The following is a 16,789-nucleotide window of genomic DNA, read 5'->3' on the forward strand; positions in this document are numbered from 1 at the left end:
CAAAAATATCTAATTCTATGTTTATGTTACCAAAAGTCAGCGTTATTATTCCGGCTTATAACGTCAATTCTTATCTCGAAGCCACCTTAATTTCACTGGAGCGACAGTCTTTTAAGCAGTTTGAGGCTTTGATCGTCGATGATGGTTCTACTGATGATACAGCTTTAATTGCCCAGAGTTTTTGTAGACGCGATCGCCGATTTCGGTTGTTACAAAAGCCGAATGGAGGATTGTCTTCTGCACGCAATTATGGAATCGAACGGGCTTTAGGAGAGTATATCGCCCTATTAGATGGTGACGATCTCTATCATCCAGACAAGTTAACTACTCATGTTGAGCTATTAGACGGTTGCAAGCGAGTTGGGGTGGTTTACAGTGCCTCTAGAGCGATCCGCAATGATGGACGAAGGACTTTTATGGTTCTCGATGGTAAACCGATTAATTTAGATCCGCTAGTGGCATTGCTGTGTAAGAATTTTATCGGTCACGGTTCTAATGCTGTCTTACGTCGCTGTATATTTCCAGAAGTCGGTCTGTTTGACGAAACCTTACGTAGTTGTGAAGACATCGATTTTTGGTTACGAATTGCAACAACCAGACGCTGGGATTTTCATCTTTTGCCACAAATTTTATGTTCCTATCGGGTACGTCCGTCAGGACTTTCTTTCAACGTCAAACAGATGGAGGAATGTTACCAAAGAGTAATTCAAACTGCCAGCCGACTTTCGCCAGAAGTTTTACAACCTTGGTTACCCACCGCTAATGCATATATGCATCGTTACCTAGCTAGAGTATCTATAGCGGCTGGCGAGCGCTACTTGGCTCGTGATTATTTAAAACGGGCTTGGGTAGAAGATGCTGCAATATTCTATCGGGACTGGCGAGCGTTCTTAACCGCGATCGCCATACTTTCTGCACCACTAGCCCAGTTGACGATTAGACAAACTCTTGGTGTAGCCGAATCCGTTTCTGAGTAAAGATTCCTTTTGTTGTTAAGGAGAAGTGAGTGAAGATTTTGAATCAGACCGAAAAACCTGCCAAACTTAACGGCAAAGATTTTTTTGCCATCGAGCATTTAAAAGCCGACCTTAAACGTCAATCTATTCGTGGTGGTGCGGTCACTTTAATTACCCAGGCGAGTAAATTTGCCATTCAAATGGCTTCTACCGTGTTTATCGCTCGCTTGTTGACCCCCGAGGACTACGGTCTGATTGCCATGGCAAGTGTGGTGATTAAATTTGTTCAAATGTTCAACAATTTTGGTCTTTCTACCGCCATAGTGCAAAAAAGTCAGATTAATCACCAGCAGGTCAGCACTCTGTTTTGGATCAATACAGCTATAAGCACCGTCATTGGTTTGCTGATTGCAGCACTCTCAACTACAATAGCTGGATTTTATCAAGAACCTCGTCTGGTTAACATCATGCTGATATTATCTCTAGTCTTTATCATGGGCGGCTTGACTATCCAGCATCAAGCACTATTGAGAAGACAAATGCGCTTTACCAGAATAGCTCAGATTGAGCTATTTTCTATGATTTTCGGCGTAATGGCGGGGATAATTGCGGCTCTACTCGATGCTGGTTACTGGGCATTAGTAATTTTACAGGTAGCGATGGGAGTTTCGTATAATCTTGGGTTTTGGCTGTCTTGTAGCTGGCGACCTGGATGGCCAGTATGGAACTCTGGGGTAGGTTCTTTGCTGGCTTTTGGCGGCAATCTAACCGCTTTTAACTTTGTCAACTACTTTTCACGCAACTTGGATAATATCTTGATCGGTCGGTACTGGGGTTCTCAGGAACTAGGGCTGTATGCCAAAGCCTACCAATTATTATTATTGCCAATTCAGCAAATCAACACCCCTATATCTAGTGTTGCCTTGCCGACCTTGAGTCGATTGCAAAGTCAACCCGAATCATATCGTCGCTATTACTATAAGGCGATTTTGGCAATAACTACCGTCAGTATGCCCTTAGTGGCATTTACTTTTGCGGCTGCAGACCAAATAATTTTATTGCTACTAGGCTCCGAATGGCTGGGAGTAGTGCCAATCTTTCGCTGGTTGATGCCAGCAGCATTTATGGGAACCTTTAATATTGCTGGAGGGTGGGTCTATCAGTCTTTAGGTAGAACCGATCGCCAGTTGCGTATTGGAGTGGTCATGTCGGCAATTGATATTGGCATTTTCTTAATCAGCGTGCGTTGGGGAGCATTGGGAGTAGCTGCTGCCTATGGTTTTTCCAGACCCATACTTTGGGTTCCAAGAATACTTTATTGCTTCCAAGGTACGCCAATAAAATTCACCAAGTTACTTGCCACCCTATCTTATCCTGCGATCGCTTCTCTGGGATCGGCCGCGCTTTTGATGTGCGGCGAGGGATTATCCATCTTGCCGGAAAAGTTAAGCACGATCTTATCGCTGCTGCTCAGTTGTCTACTGTATATTCTGTTTTATTTAGTTATATGGTCGATACTTCCCCGTGGTAGGAAAATACTCTGGGAAATGTTGCAGATGCTGCGAGAATTCAAAGCGAAATAGCAGGTCGGGAAAGACACAACTTGAAGTTATTATCTAATAGCTATCCAAAGACTAAAAAATCTCGAACTTACCTCGAAAAAGTTATCATAAATCCAGCCATTTTTCTCGTATTTGTTAGTTTATAAAAATATTATCAACAATTTATTAAAAATTAATAATTCTCGGGAGATTTTTTTGGCAGTAATAGCTCCAAGAATCACTTACCGATCGATAAACCTGGCGATCGGGCTAAATATTCTAGATATTAGTATTGACTAACGTCCTTTAACGTTCGGTCATCTAAAAAAAGCTTTTATATAAAATTCATGAAGTCAATATTTTTTCACCGAATCTTTACTTATAAAACTTTTTTGATTGCTTAAAGTAAAGAATAAAGATTGAAGCGAACAAAATTAATTAGATATTTTTGAACTATTTACATATCAACAAATAAACTCAATCTTGTTTTCAAAAAATTCAAAGTACCGACACGATTAGGAGTAATCAACAATATGACCGCAACCATAGACAATGTCCAGAAGTTAAATATTAAATATCCCACTAAAAAATTGAAGTTAGGAGTAATTGCTAACGAGTTTTTTGACCTATCCGTCGGCAGAATGGGGGGATTTGGTTGGGCAACTCGTCAGGTAGCTAAATGCTTCTCCGATCCAAGCTTAGGTGTTGAGGTAGTGTTTCTATCTGGAGAATTGACCTGCGAAAACCATTCAGAACAAAAAATGATTCACGGGGTGAGATTGATTCCTCGCCAATCAAATCGCTGGGCAAATATGCTGCGTCTGTGGCAAGAAAAAATTGATGTCTTGTTAGCTATTGACTACCGACTGGACTATCGCTATCTCCTAAAAATGATGCCCACGACTCCCGTTATCATCTGGGTAAGAGATCCTCGAACCCCAGAAGATGTCGCCAAAATTCACACTATTCGCATTCCAGGACAAGAAGATAGAATGCCTCAAGGATTGAACGCGATCGACTGTACTTCACTGGCTGATGTAGTTAAACAATCTCGGTGGTTTAATCGTCCCGTTCTATTCGGTACCCCTGCTTCATTTTTACGAAATAAAGTCAAAGGAACTTATGGAATCGAAAATGCCGAGGTAGCGATATTACCCAACATTATCGATATTGAGCCTGGAGAAATAGTTAAAAGTGAAAAACCAACAGTAGTATTTTTGGCTCGACTCGATCCTTACAAGCGTCCTTGGTTATTTGTCGAACTCGCTCGCCGCTTTCGGGAGGTAGAATTTATCTTTTTAGGAAAACCTCATTTTCGAGGTGAAGGTGCCTGGGAACATAGTGCCCCAACTCTTCCCGATAACGTTCGTTTGTTGGGTCACGTTCAGGGACAAGAAAAGATTCGACTTTTATCACAAGCATGGGTGCTAATTAACACTTCAATCCATGAAGGGCTAGCGGTAAGCTTTCAAGAGGCACTTAAATGCGAAACGCCAATTTTAAGCAGTGTCAATCCCGAACGAGTAGTCGAAAAATTTGGAATTTATGTCGGACATTGGACAGGCAGTGGTATGGAAGGACTGCCAAAATTTGAAGAGGGTTTGCGGCAACTCCTAACAGATAAAGAACTGCGAATACGTTTGGGTAAAGAGGGTCGGCAGTGGGTCGAGCAAACTCACAGTAAAACTCGCTTTTTAGAGGCTTTTCAGCAATTATGTTCCCAGGCTGGGGTCAAATATGAATATCCCGACCGCTTCCAAAAATAACCTCAAATATTCAGTATTCTGGCGATCGCTATCTAGATACAGCGATCGCGCTTTGAGTTAGTCCGAGACTGAGTCCGCGCTTCAGACTAATTAAATATTTAAGTTTTATTTCTATCACAGAAACAACCATGACTATGCCCAACTTTTTAATTATTGGGGCGGCGAAAGCAGGGACGACCGCAGCTTATCGCTACCTCAAGCAACATCCTCAAATTTATATGAGTCCTCACAAAGAACCTCGCTTTTTTGCCTTAGAAGGGAAAGAAATTGACTTTCGGGGTCCGGGAGATATTTCTAGATTTAGATTTGTTACCGATATCGAATCATACCGCGCTCTATTTGATGGTGTAACCGATGAAATTGCCATCGGAGAAGCTTCTCCCTGGTACTTATACGTTCCTCAAGCACCAGTCCGCATTGCTCATCACATACCTCATGTCAAGCTGATTGCGATTCTACGCGATCCAGTTGAAAGAGCTTTCTCTAACTTTTTACACGCTATGCGGGAAGGATTAGAGCCACTAAGCGATTTTACCGAGGCAATGGAAGCCGAATCAGAGCGAATTGCTCGTAACTGGTCTTATCGGTGGCACTACAAACAAAAAGGTTTTTATTACGTTCAGCTCCAACGTTATTTCAATTTATTTTCGCCAGAACAGATTGCCGTCTACCGCTATGAGGACTTTACCAATAATACTTTGGGCGTAATTCAGGATATGTTCGGCTTTTTGGAGGTCGACCCGAGTTTTGTTCCCGATGTAACTCAAAAGCATAATGTCTCGGCTATGCCCAGAAGCAAAAATTTAGAGGAGTTTTTAGTCTGCTCTAATCCCCTGAAAAAAATTATCTCGCCACTGTTGCCGTCTACTAAACTACGTCGGCAGCTTAAAAAGCATTTGCTACGGCTAAATCTTCAACCCCGTCCGACACTTAGTTCAGAAGTCAGACAGAAATATATAGCTGAATATTATCAAGACATTTTGCAACTGCAAGATTTGATTCAGCAAGATTTATCTAAATGGTTGAACGTTTAAGGAAACTAAACTCATGTATTTTAAGATTGGCAAATATATTCGAGCCAAAAGTCAAGCTTTATCTGCAGAAGAAACTGTTAGCTTACATCCCGCACCAATATTTATTCTGGGTCATGCCAAATCCGGGACTACAGCGATCGCCACTCTGCTGGCTAAAATTAGCAGACAGCTAGTTACCATCGATCCGATCTACCGTATCGATCCCCAAAACGAGTTACAGCGACAACTACTAACAGGAAAACTAAAGTTAAAAGATGTGGTCCGCGCTCACAAATTTTACTTTTCCACACCGATTAACAAAGACCCCAAGCTGACATTTTTCTATCAAGACCTCAGAGAGTGTTTTCCTCAAGCAAAATTCATATTTGTCATCCGCGACCCTAGAGACAATATTCGCAGCTTTCTCAATCGTAGGAATATTCCAGGGCATTTAAAACACATACCATTCGAAAAACGCGGTTTTGTCGGTCAAATACCCCCAATTCCTGGAAAAAATTACATCGAGCAGTTGTCTAATCGTTGGAATTTAGCTGCCGACACTTATCTAGCAAATCGCTCCCAATTTACCTTAATTCGCTATGAAGATTTTATCGCTGATAAGATCGCCGCGATCGCCCATCTTGCCCATCAGATGCAGCTAAAACCTATAGAAGATATTTCTCAATTCATTGACATTCAATATCAGCCTTCTGGCGATCGCTCCAGTAGCTGGTTGGAGTTTTTTGGCAATAATTTTCAGACTATTGAAACTATCTGCGGCGAGCGGATGAACTACTTCGACTACCCTCTCTTTCAACCAAGTCTAATTTAAGACAGCCTATTGCTATTTGACATTTATTAACTAAGGAGTTTTGAATGCAGCTTTTAAAACTTTTAAAAAAACTAAGTCTGTTACTTGTCTTATCCTGTGTTTTATGTTTGTTCCTCGCTCCTACTGCTCTGGCACATACACCACACGATGATGTGTTTCAGGTCAAGCTATCACCAACTTACGAACGAGATAAAACAGTATTGACCATCGTTAGAGGGAATTTATTTAAGTCAGAAGACAGTGGAGTTACTTGGAATAGAGTTGTTCGCGGACTCGATCACAAACACCGACTTTACGCTTTAGATATCTCATCCCAATCGGCTCAAACTATGTTCCTCGCCTCCTTAGGTGACGGCGTATATAAGTCTGATAATGGTGGTGAGTCTTGGTCAAAAACTAACAGTGGACTGAGTAACTTAAGCATCGACCGACTTAAAATCTCCCCTCAAGACAACAATCTGGTGCTCGCGGCAGGAGCAGAAACCGGTTTGTATTTAACCGGAGATGGTGGTGCGAATTGGCAGTCGGTAATTGAAGACACCAAAGTTACGGAGATCGCTTTTGCTCCCGACAGTCAAGCGATCTTCACGGGAGATAAACAAGGTAATCTGCTCTTTTCCGAAGATGGAGGCAACAGTTGGCAAACCCTAGTAAATCTTGGTGGTGAATCGATTGGAGCGATCGCTGTATCTCCAAATTATAGTCAAGATCGAACTCTGGTTATCGGTACGGCAACAGGCAAGCTGTATCAAAGCATCGATGGTGGCGTTTCTCACACTGAAATTTCATCAATTGAGGGACAGCCGATCTTATCTTTAACGTATACACCCACAGACTTGTATGCCGTTGCGGGATATCGGGGTGTATTTCAATCTAGGGATGGGGGCAATAGCTGGCAAGAACTCAGTCGTGGTCTCACCAAAGACTCTCAAGCAGTGGAGTTGGATCGCCCCTATTACAGCGAGTTAGCTATTTCTCCGGAGTTCGAACGCGATCGAACCATGTTTTTGGCTGGCTATGACGGACTGTTTGAATCTCGTAATGGCGGTAAAACCTGGGAAGAACGAGAAACTATTTCAACCAAAACCATTGTTGGTTTGGGAATATCTCCCAATTACCAACAAGATGGCACGGTTGCAATAGGAACTTATGTTTGGGGTGGTTATTTATCTAAAAATCGCGGCGAAGACTGGCGCAGCATCAATCGAGGTTTGATTGAAGCTCAACGTTTGCAGCAAAATACGGGAATTTCTCGCGTCTTCGATCTGGTTTTTTCTCCCCAATATAGTTCGGATCGAACCATCTTTTCAACGACTTGGTATGGGATACATAAAACCACCAACCGAGGAAAAAACTGGCAGAGTCGTTACTGGGACGAAATACAGCCTTCCGATCAACCTTGGTGGACAACAAGATCTCAGGGAGTCACCGTTGCTGTTTCTCCCACTTTTAGGCGCGATCGCACTGTCTATCTAGGCACAATGGACGGTCAGATTCTCAAGTCTACCGACGGGGGTAAAAACTTCTCTTTAATCAGTCAATTAGACCAAGCAATAATCAATTTGATTGTATCTCCTAACTTTGAGAGCGATCGCACTTTATACGCAGCAGTACCGCAAAAAATCTACCAGTCTATCGATGGGGGAGATAATTGGGAATTAGCCAGCGACGGAATTAGCTTTAACCAGAAATACGATCCCAAAAAAGAAGCCATAATGCAACTAGCAATCTCCCCAAATTTTGAAAGCGATCGCACTATTTTAGTTGGCACGGCAGAGGGGATTTTTCAGACTAAAAATAGGGGAAAAAATTGGCAAAAATTAACCAATACCGCCTATGGAGATAGTAGCTATATCGAAGGAATTGCTATTTCTCCTAATTTTAAAAATGATGGCACTTTTCTAGTTAGCGTTCGCGGCAAAGGCTTATTTAAAACTGTCGATGGAGGTCAAATTTTTAACGAAGTTGGTAATGAATTGATCGACAATAACATTACTTTGGCTAACCTATATGGTTTTACTTTAACGGGAGTCTCAGCACCCATACAATTTTCTCCAGCCTACAGCCAAGATCGCACGATTTTTGGGTTTTCAGATAAACAACTTTTTGAATCCCAAGATGCAGGCAACACCTGGCAAGCTCTGACTATACCCATACGCCACCGTAACTGGTTGACTTATCTTTATTTCTACTATCTACGTCTTACTTTACGTCCTAAGCTGATTATTGTTCTGACCTCCTTCACGGCTTTGGCAATCTATCTTGTAGCCAAACTATGGCGACGACGAGTGAAAAAATTGCATAAATTTGCCTATAAAGCTTAGCGACTGTATACCACGAATAACTAAAAGGTCACTATCGATCCAGATTTTTACATAAATTTCTCGAACCAGAAGTTTTTTTTACCGAGTCTTTACGGAGGGAGTGAGCAAAACAAATTAAAATGAAAATTGAATAAAACCAATAAAATATTCAAATATTCATCAACCAATCTTAAACTTAGTTTTGTTGCGATTATAGTCAAATCTTCGCGGATATTTTGTAAAAAATTTGCATATATTAAACAAAAAAATCATCGGTTAAATCTTAAATATCACGATCGTATCCGTTCCTAAGTTCGATTGGTGACTTAACAATTCAAGTCAGAGATTGGTGCGGAGACAAGCGAGTCCTACTCGCGAAGCGAGAAGCTACGCAACGGACTTGCTGAGTCTACGACTTGCTCCGCAAACGCAACCCGCAGCCTGACGAGCGGCATAAACATCTGAGGTTTCCTCAGATGACGCGCCCTCCTCTGACCGTTGGTCAAAAACTTTTAGAAAGCAATATAAATATAAATGAGAATCGCCTTTCTAGTGGGAGAAGTATTTCCCAACCTGTCTAAAACTTTTATTATCAATCAAATCACGGGATTAATCGATCGCGGATATGAAGTTGATATGTATGCAGGTATTCCTGACTTACAGCAGAAAATTCATCCTGATGTGGTTAAGTATCAGCTCGAAGATCGCATTTATTACGATCGAATACCTAAAAACAAATTCTCGCGATTACTTAAAACACCGAGAGTATTGCTGACTAATTTATGGCAGCATCCCCAAGTTATTTTAAGTTCTTTAAATGGCATTAGGTATGGTCGAGCAGCCACCTCCTTAATGTTACTGCATCAAGTCATAGTCCACTTAAACAAACATCCCTATGATATCGTTCATTGTCATTTTGGTTATGAAGGTCTCAAAAGTTTACCGTTAAGAGATTTGGGTTTGCTGTCGGGTAAATTAATTGTCAGCTTTCACGGTGTAGATATGACGAGATATCTACAAGAGCAAGGCGATCGCATTTACGACCGATTATTCGAACAAGGAAACTTGTTTTTACCCATTAGTAACCACTGGAAACGTAAATTAATCGAGTTAGGTTGTCCCGAAACCAAAATTCAAGTCCATCATATGGGCATTGACGGTAACAGCTTCTCCTACGTAGCTCGCCAAGCTCAAAGCGATCGCCTTAGACTAGTTAGCGTTTGTCGTTTGGTCGAGAAAAAGGGTATCGAATATGCCATCCGAGCCGTTGCTCGGTGTATCGCCAACGGTCATGCCATAGAATACCAAATTGTTGGTGATGGTGAATTGAGCGATCGATTACAGCAGCTTTGTCGTGAGCTGAAAATAGAAGATGCGGTTAGTTTTCGAGGATCTCAGACTAAATCGGACGTGGTTGCCATTCTTAATGGTTCGGATGTTTTACTCGCCCCCAGCGTCACTGCCAGGGATGGGGATTGTGAGGGGATACCCGTGTCGTTAATGGAAGCAATGGCAACGGGATTACCCGTAGTTAGTACTTGGCATAGCGGCATTCCCGAATTAGTCGAGGATGGAATTAGTGGTTTTTTAGTAGCAGAACGCGATGTCGAGGGACTAGCAGCAAAGATTGAGTATCTCTGCCAACATCCAGAAGCGCGATCGCAGTTGGGGATTACAGGAGCCAAGCAGGTGCGGGAACACTATAACATCCACAAGCTCAACGACCGCCTGGTAGAAATATATGAGGAGTTATACCAATGCTAAACGATTCTGCTCTACCATCGGTTTCGGCGATCGTTCCAGTTTTTAACGATTTGCAGAGGTTGCACAAATGTCTGGCTGCTTTAGCAACTCAAATTTATCCTTCGGAATTGTACGAAATAGTCGTTGTCGATAACGGTTCGGAGCGAAGTATTATCAATGAACTTGCTTGCTACCAGCAAGTGGTTTATACCTACGAACCCATTCCCGGGTCCTATGCAGCCCGCAACCGAGGTATTAGTATCGCCAAAGGAAAAGTAATAGCTTTTACTGACTCAGACTGTATTCCCCAACCCGAGTGGCTACTTAATGGCGTTAGGGCTCTGTTGAGTAACCCCGAACTCGGGATTGTTGGCGGCAAAGTGGAATTATTTTACCAAAATCCCCAACAGTTGACTGCTGTCGAACTATACGAAAGTCTTCATGCTTTTCCCCAGAAAGATAATATTGACAAATTTCACTTTAGCGTTACGGCTAATTTATTTACTTTCAAACATTTATTCGAGGAGGTTGGTAGATTCAATCAGAGACTTAAATCCAATGGCGATCGCGAATGGTGTCATCGAGTATTCGACAGAGGATATCAATTAGCTTATGAAGCCCAAGCAGTAGTCATGCACCCCGCCAGGCATTCTTTAGCCGAGATGTATCGCAAACATTTGCGTATAGTTGGCGGTCAAGAACAATTAAAACCCAAATTTAATCTCGGTCTTATTCTGGGTTTTTTACCGCCCCTGAAATATTGCTGGCGTGTTTTAAGACTCAAACAAAAGTATTCACTAGTTAACAAAGTCCAAATAATTTTGGTAATGGGAATTTTAAAGTACGGAGGACAGCTAGAGAGAATCCGAATCAAAACAGGAAGCCTCGCTCAAAGATAAAAAATTATCCCATAACTATCAGCCCAGGAGGTAAAAATTTTGTCAATTATTGTCAGTGTTGTCATCCCCACTCACAATCGTCCTCAGCTAGTTAAACGCGCCGTAAACAGTGTCAGAGCGCAAACACTGCACGAGCTAGAAATTATCGTGGTAATAGACGGGGAAGATCCGACTACAATTGAAACACTAGCAGCCATCGCCGAACCCCGTCTGCGGATCGTGCGACTTTCGGAATCTCGAGGTGGTGGCGCGGCTCGTAATATGGGAGTAGCAAACGCTAAGGGCGAATGGATTGCTTTTTTAGATGATGATGATGAGTGGTTTCCTACCAAGCTAGAACGACAGCTAGCAGTAGCGACTACTTCTTCACATTTCTACCCAATTATTAGCTGTTATCTAACTGCTAAAACTCCCAAAGGAGAATTTACTTATCCCAAACGATTACCTACCGCTAACGAACATCTTAGCGAATATCTGTTAGCACGTAATAGTTGGTATTTTGGTGAAGGATTAATTCAAACCTCAACTATTTTTACTCCCAAAAAGCTCTTACAACAAGTTCCTTTTAATGAAAATTTAGCCAAACATCAAGATTGGGACTGGATTTTACGCGTTAATCTTCTTCCTGAAGTTGGAGTAACCTTTGTAACTGAAACTTTAGCTATCTGGTACATCTGGGAACAGCGTCAGACTACCAGTAGTAAAAGTAATTGGCGTAATTCCCTAGCCTGGATTGATGCTAACCGTCACTTAGTTACACCCAGAGCCTATTCAAGTTTTTTAATTGCCCAAGTCGCGCCCCAAGCAGCTTCCGAAGCACAGTGGCAACTTTTTGCCCGGCTACTCCAAGATGCTTTCAGATTTGGCAAGTTAAAGCCTCACCATCTGGGACTATATCTGGGAATGTGGCTGATTCCCAAAAATTTAAGACGTTCTCTTAGAGCTTTGAGGTATTCATTCAAGCCAAAAATGCTCTCTTAGCGAATCTCGAGCTATTAAAAATAATTAAAATAATCGATTTACTATTTTTTATAAATGATGCTAAAAATTATCATAGCCGGAAACAATCATATACAGATTCCCAATTTACCTCGTGCTTCTCAGCACCAAATAGTTTACGAAAAGGGTTGTCCTCTGAGCTATATACCCGAGCGAATTATCCAAAAAGTTTGGCGACCGCTACAAGGAGTTAGCTTGTTTACACCTCTCAGCCAAACCTTTGGTTTGATTCACACTTTTAATGCCATTCCCTATACTAAAAAACCTTGGATTGTTACTTTCGAGTCAATTTTACCCAGAACAATTGGTAATTATGGTAGTAAAATATCGGCGCTAATTTTTGACAGTTTGAGTCGAGACAATTGTCGTCAGATCGTTGCTATGTCTGACTATGCAAAAAATAAATTTTTACATCAACATCGCAATTGGGCAAAATTACCATTAGTTCGCGACAAACTCAAAGTAATTCCACCTAATTTTCCCCTCAAAACCAATATTCCCAAAAGCTATACGAGGGAAAAACCTTTGAAGTTGATTTTCGTCGGTAATGACTTTGCTAGAAAAGGCGGAGTGGTTGCCCTCAGAATCGCTCGCAAAGCACGGAAACGGCAATTACCCCTTGAAGTAAATATCATTTCTAAAATGAGCTATGGAGCAAAAGTATATACTGACTATTGCGATTCCCATAAATACGATCGAGACTTACGCTTGCTGAGCTTGCCCAATGTTAATCTCTACCAAAATCTCAGCAATCAAGCAGTGATAAAATTACTCTCGCAAAGCCATTTTCAGGTTATGTGTACCCTCGATGATACTTATGGTTTTAGTATTTTAGAGGGATTTTCAGTAGGAACGCCTGCGATTACCACTAATGTATGCGCTCTACCAGAGTTTATTAAGCATGATAAAAATGGTTTTATAGTCGATTTGGTGCTAGATCGATATCGACAATGGGAAGGTTTAGCCGCCAGAAAAAGCGATCGCTATTGGGAATTGCTCGATCGCACCTATGAAGACTTAGCAGATCGAGCCTTAGAATTTATCGTGAAAATTTTCGACAATCCCCAACTCTATCAGAAACTTAGCCAAGGAGCAATCGAGCAGGCGCGAGAACATGATTCTGAAGCTGCCAATCTTCTTTTTGACCGCCTCTACTCGGAGTTAAGTTAACTATGTCCTCTCTAACTCAGAACTACAACTACAGCCAACAGCAACAAAGTGGATCGATTAAGTTTAGTCTTAAAGATCTATCTTTAGCAGAAAAAATTGTCTACTGGACAATCGTACTGACTCCTCTATGGTGGTTGTTAGGCATTCAAACCTTGTTTTATCCTGCCGTAGCGATCGGTCTGCTAGCTGTTTCCTTCGATTTCGATAAACTTATCAGAACTAACATTCCGTTGGCAGTTTGGGCTTGGCTGGCAATGGCGCTAACCATGTTGTGGACGGCACTTTTTGGCTTGAGCGATATCGGTTTTGACCTAATTCAAACTGCAGCAACGTTAGTTACTTTTTTCAAAGGCTATTTTCTCATTTTTGCCTGTCTGCTGTTGCCTTTTGGTACTCGTATTCGACTCAAAGTAATTACCAGAGCCGTAGTCTGGATGACAATTGGATATTTATTTTTAATAGCCATACAGCTAACTCTACTTTTTTTGGAAATTCCCATCGAACCTTTAATCCCACCACTTGCCAAATTGACTCCAGGTAGTACATTAAGTCTAAGAGTCAATATTAACGCCATCTGGCAGCCATTTTTCGGTATTAGGGTGCCTAGATCTGCTCTTTATATGCCCGACCCACCTATTCCTGGTATTTGCGGTTTGTTAGCTTTAATTATTTGTTTAGGAGAACCTATAGCGCGACTGCGTTATCCAGCAATCTTAGGTTGTTTGGGAGCAATTTTAATCAGTCAAAGCCGCCTAGCTTGGGTATGTTTGCCGATTGTGTTCATAATCGTGGCTACTTTTCGCAGCTTTTGGGGGCGTCAGTTATGCTTGTGGTTATTTTCAATTACTGCCTTGCTTTCGAGTTGGTTAGAGTTAACTTTCTCAGATTTACTACAAAAGCCCTGGCAAATTTTCAATCAAGCACGTCCCGCTTCCACTACCGACCGCGCCTTTGTAGTGCGTAAAACGATGGAAGCTTGGCGAGAATCACCCTGGCTGGGTTGGGGGATCGCTTACGATACTGCAGACTGGCATACCTATGAAGTTACCTTGGGTTCGTTCTCGACTTACGCTGCAGTGTTATATCTACACGGAGTTGTCGGCTTTGTCGTCTTTATTGCCGCTCTCGGTTTTACTTTAGCCAGTTTTTGGCAAGTTGCTTCAGAAGGAAGCATCCTGGGTAGACGAGCTTTTGCTGCCTTAATCGTTTTATATCTATTTCTTCAAGGATTGCCCATATCTTGGATTGCTGTCTATATTTGGTTCTTCTTTATTTGGTTGGGTGCAATGTTGGCTAATTACCAACAAGCCAAACTTCCTCCTCCTTAAGTACGGCAGTCGCACGACAACTGTTGAATATAAATTAACTAGATAATGATTATGCTCTAACCTATTGGTCTTTCGTTATTTTTCACGGATAATTTGGGACTACTTTTATTACTAATTGTCGCTTTACTTTTTACTATTACTCGTTAAATTAATCATGAATAGAACAATTTCAATTTTAACCAGACACTGGAAAAATCTTCTAGTTTTTAACTTGTTTGTAATTGCTTTTGCCTTTTTGGGAATCAAAACTTCTCCTAAAACTTGGAGTTCTCAAGCACAACTAATTGTGGCTAATACTGATGGCAATCTCAATGCCGATTTAGGAACATTGGGTTCTCTTGATAGTGGTAACGCTGGTTTTTCTGCCATGATTAATCCTTTGAACGCCCAGCAGTCAATTTTGACTGGCAACATAGTAATGGAAAGACTATTAGCGATCGATCCAGAAAAAGACGAATTTTCCAGCGTTGGTAGCTATAAAGGCTTGTTTGAAATTGAGATTGCCGACAAATCTACGACTATGACCTTAAACGTTCTCGGTTCTAGTCCAGAAATAGCTGCTGAGCGAGCTAAGAACTGGATTGCAGTTTATCAACAACGCTTAAACGAATTACGCAAACAAGAATCCGCCGCACGCATCGATTTAAGTCAGGAAGAGCTAGCTAAAGCCGAACGAGCTCTGGCTCAAACTCAGCAAGAATTAGCAAAATTTGAAAAAACTTCGGGATTAGTTAGTTCTGAAGCTCAAACTAGAGGATTAGTCAATATTATCGACCAGCTAACCGCCGCCAAAATTCAGGCTGAGACTAGAGCAGCCGCCAATGAAGAAAAAGTTGCAATTCTATCATCTCGTTTGAAAATGTCACCAGCTCAGGCGATGCGTTCGGTAAGCCTAAGCGAAAATCAAGACTATCAAGCAGTTAGGAACGAGCTACAGGAAGTAGAAATTGCTTTGGGAAGCTTGTTAACACATCGCACCGAAGCCGATCCGCGAGTTCGAGATCTGAAATTGCAACGAGACCAACTGAGACGGCGATACCAGCAATATATCGATCAGACCACCAACTCTGCACCAGTAGATCTCTCTGTTGCCAACAATTCTGGTCGTACTGCTCTGATTCGACAGCTAATTACTGCTGAGTCTGAAGCTGAGTCTCAAAGACAAGAAGCCGAGCAGCTAGATAACAAGATCGCTCAACTCAAAACTACTCTCGCCAGTATCCCGGCCAATAATAGTAGTTTGCAACGACTACAAAAAGATAAAGACGTAGCCGAGGGTGTGTATCAGGGTTTGATTGCGAAAATACAGCAAACCAAAATTGATGCCTTCAATACTTATCCGCAAATTGAGGTATTAGAACCACCTAGCAGCAACTCAAAACTAGTAAGTCCCAATGTGATGTTGACAAATCTCAATGCTTTACTAGCTTCAATCGTCGGCAGCACCGCCATAATTATTCTGCTAGAAAAACGCAATCCTCTATTAAAAACTCAGGATCTAAACTATTGCAACTTACAGATTGTTGGCTACATTCGCCAACTTAAATTTTTCGGACAGTCAGTGCCAAATCCCGAAATTCTATTGAATTCAATGTTCCATTATAATCCCAATGTGGAACTAGACTTTCAAAGGTTGGCTTCAGCAATTAGTCTCAAACCAATTGAAAACCGACGTTTGTTGGTAACTAGTGCGATGGCAGGAGAGGGAAAAACCACCGTTACTATCGGCTTGGCAAAAGCATTAGTCGATCTGGGTTTTCGCGTCCTTATGGTAGATGGAGATTTTCACAAAGCAGAATTAACTGATGCTCTAGCACCGATAACTTCACCCCAAGAGTCAGATAGTATCGTGGAAATAACTGCCAACCTCCATCTTCAAACTGCCCAACGACTACAAACCAACATCCCGGCGTTAGTCAAGCAAGGAAGCTTTGAGAAGAATGTTACTCTGGCCGAATCGAGAGACAGTTATGATTACATCATTATTGATAGTGCGCCAGTCGGTTTGACCAGCGAAGCAGCTTTGATGGCTGAAACTATTTCCAATGTCCTGTTTGTAGTTCGTCCCAACGTCAGCGAAAGCAACGCCGTTTATAGCAGTCTCGAAGAATTAGAGCAACATTATGCCAAAGTTTTAGGATTGGTTGTTAATGGAGTTGAAAACAATTCTCGTCCCTATAACTACAACTATTCCACCCGTTATTTAGAACCTTCTAAAAGAGCCGTCGAGCAAAACTAA

Annotated in this window: 12 protein-coding genes; all 12 read left to right on the top strand. The window is 41.7% G+C overall.

Annotated elements, in window-relative coordinates; translation table 11 throughout:
- The first annotated feature begins 17 nt into the window (after positions 1-17).
- Positions 18-977: a glycosyltransferase family 2 protein gene (locus tag ACLFKQ_RS19250; RefSeq protein ID WP_449001373.1), complete on the top strand. Its 960-nt coding sequence runs from the start codon at positions 18-20 to the stop codon at positions 975-977.
- Positions 978-1,006: 29 nt separating this feature from the next.
- A complete protein-coding gene (locus ACLFKQ_RS19255; RefSeq protein ID WP_449001374.1) occupies positions 1,007-2,539 on the top strand; it encodes a lipopolysaccharide biosynthesis protein in 1,533 nt (510 codons plus the stop codon).
- 491 nt (positions 2,540-3,030) lie between these two features.
- Positions 3,031-4,263, top strand: a complete 1,233-nt coding sequence (locus ACLFKQ_RS19260) for a glycosyltransferase family 4 protein (RefSeq protein ID WP_449001375.1) — start codon at positions 3,031-3,033, stop codon at positions 4,261-4,263.
- A 128-nt stretch (positions 4,264-4,391) separates the two neighbouring features.
- Positions 4,392-5,297 (top strand): sulfotransferase, encoded by a 906-nt coding sequence (locus ACLFKQ_RS19265; protein ID WP_449001376.1) that lies wholly within the window; start codon positions 4,392-4,394, stop codon positions 5,295-5,297.
- Between the two features lie 13 nt (positions 5,298-5,310).
- Entirely contained in the window at positions 5,311-6,108 is a 798-nt protein-coding gene (locus ACLFKQ_RS19270) for a sulfotransferase family protein (RefSeq protein ID WP_449001377.1), read from the top strand.
- A gap of 44 nt (positions 6,109-6,152) precedes the next feature.
- Complete coding sequence (locus ACLFKQ_RS19275; RefSeq protein WP_449001378.1) at positions 6,153-8,432, top strand: WD40/YVTN/BNR-like repeat-containing protein; 2,280 nt, start codon at positions 6,153-6,155, stop codon at positions 8,430-8,432.
- A 513-nt stretch (positions 8,433-8,945) separates the two neighbouring features.
- Entirely contained in the window at positions 8,946-10,175 is a 1,230-nt protein-coding gene (locus ACLFKQ_RS19280; RefSeq protein ID WP_449001379.1) for a glycosyltransferase, read from the top strand.
- Positions 10,169-11,053 (top strand): glycosyltransferase, encoded by an 885-nt coding sequence (locus ACLFKQ_RS19285; protein WP_449001380.1) that lies wholly within the window; start codon positions 10,169-10,171, stop codon positions 11,051-11,053. The genes ACLFKQ_RS19280 and ACLFKQ_RS19285 overlap by 7 nt, the downstream gene beginning before the upstream one ends.
- Positions 11,054-11,092: 39 nt before the next feature.
- On the top strand, positions 11,093-12,034 hold the full coding sequence (locus ACLFKQ_RS19290) for a glycosyltransferase family 2 protein (protein WP_449001381.1): 942 nt from the start codon (positions 11,093-11,095) through the stop codon (positions 12,032-12,034).
- A 54-nt stretch (positions 12,035-12,088) separates the two neighbouring features.
- Positions 12,089-13,222 (top strand): glycosyltransferase family 4 protein, encoded by a 1,134-nt coding sequence (locus ACLFKQ_RS19295; RefSeq protein WP_449001382.1) that lies wholly within the window; start codon positions 12,089-12,091, stop codon positions 13,220-13,222.
- 2 nt (positions 13,223-13,224) lie between these two features.
- On the top strand, positions 13,225-14,550 hold the full coding sequence (locus ACLFKQ_RS19300; RefSeq protein WP_449001383.1) for an O-antigen ligase family protein: 1,326 nt from the start codon (positions 13,225-13,227) through the stop codon (positions 14,548-14,550).
- Positions 14,551-14,704: 154 nt separating this feature from the next.
- Entirely contained in the window at positions 14,705-16,789 is a 2,085-nt protein-coding gene (locus ACLFKQ_RS19305) for a GumC family protein (protein ID WP_449001384.1), read from the top strand.

The organism is Myxosarcina sp. GI1(2024), assembly GCF_053543375.1.

Coding starts and splice junctions, on each gene's coding strand:
- ACLFKQ_RS19260 (WP_449001375.1), top strand. CDS start 3,031: ATGACCGCAACCATAGACAATGTCCAGAAGTTAAATATTAAATATCCC.
- ACLFKQ_RS19285 (WP_449001380.1), top strand. CDS start 10,169: ATGCTAAACGATTCTGCTCTACCATCGGTTTCGGCGATCGTTCCAGTT.
- ACLFKQ_RS19275 (WP_449001378.1), top strand. CDS start 6,153: ATGCAGCTTTTAAAACTTTTAAAAAAACTAAGTCTGTTACTTGTCTTA.
- ACLFKQ_RS19265 (WP_449001376.1), top strand. CDS start 4,392: ATGACTATGCCCAACTTTTTAATTATTGGGGCGGCGAAAGCAGGGACG.
- ACLFKQ_RS19300 (WP_449001383.1), top strand. CDS start 13,225: ATGTCCTCTCTAACTCAGAACTACAACTACAGCCAACAGCAACAAAGT.
- ACLFKQ_RS19270 (WP_449001377.1), top strand. CDS start 5,311: ATGTATTTTAAGATTGGCAAATATATTCGAGCCAAAAGTCAAGCTTTA.
- ACLFKQ_RS19250 (WP_449001373.1), top strand. CDS start 18: ATGTTTATGTTACCAAAAGTCAGCGTTATTATTCCGGCTTATAACGTC.
- ACLFKQ_RS19280 (WP_449001379.1), top strand. CDS start 8,946: ATGAGAATCGCCTTTCTAGTGGGAGAAGTATTTCCCAACCTGTCTAAA.
- ACLFKQ_RS19305 (WP_449001384.1), top strand. CDS start 14,705: ATGAATAGAACAATTTCAATTTTAACCAGACACTGGAAAAATCTTCTA.
- ACLFKQ_RS19295 (WP_449001382.1), top strand. CDS start 12,089: ATGATGCTAAAAATTATCATAGCCGGAAACAATCATATACAGATTCCC.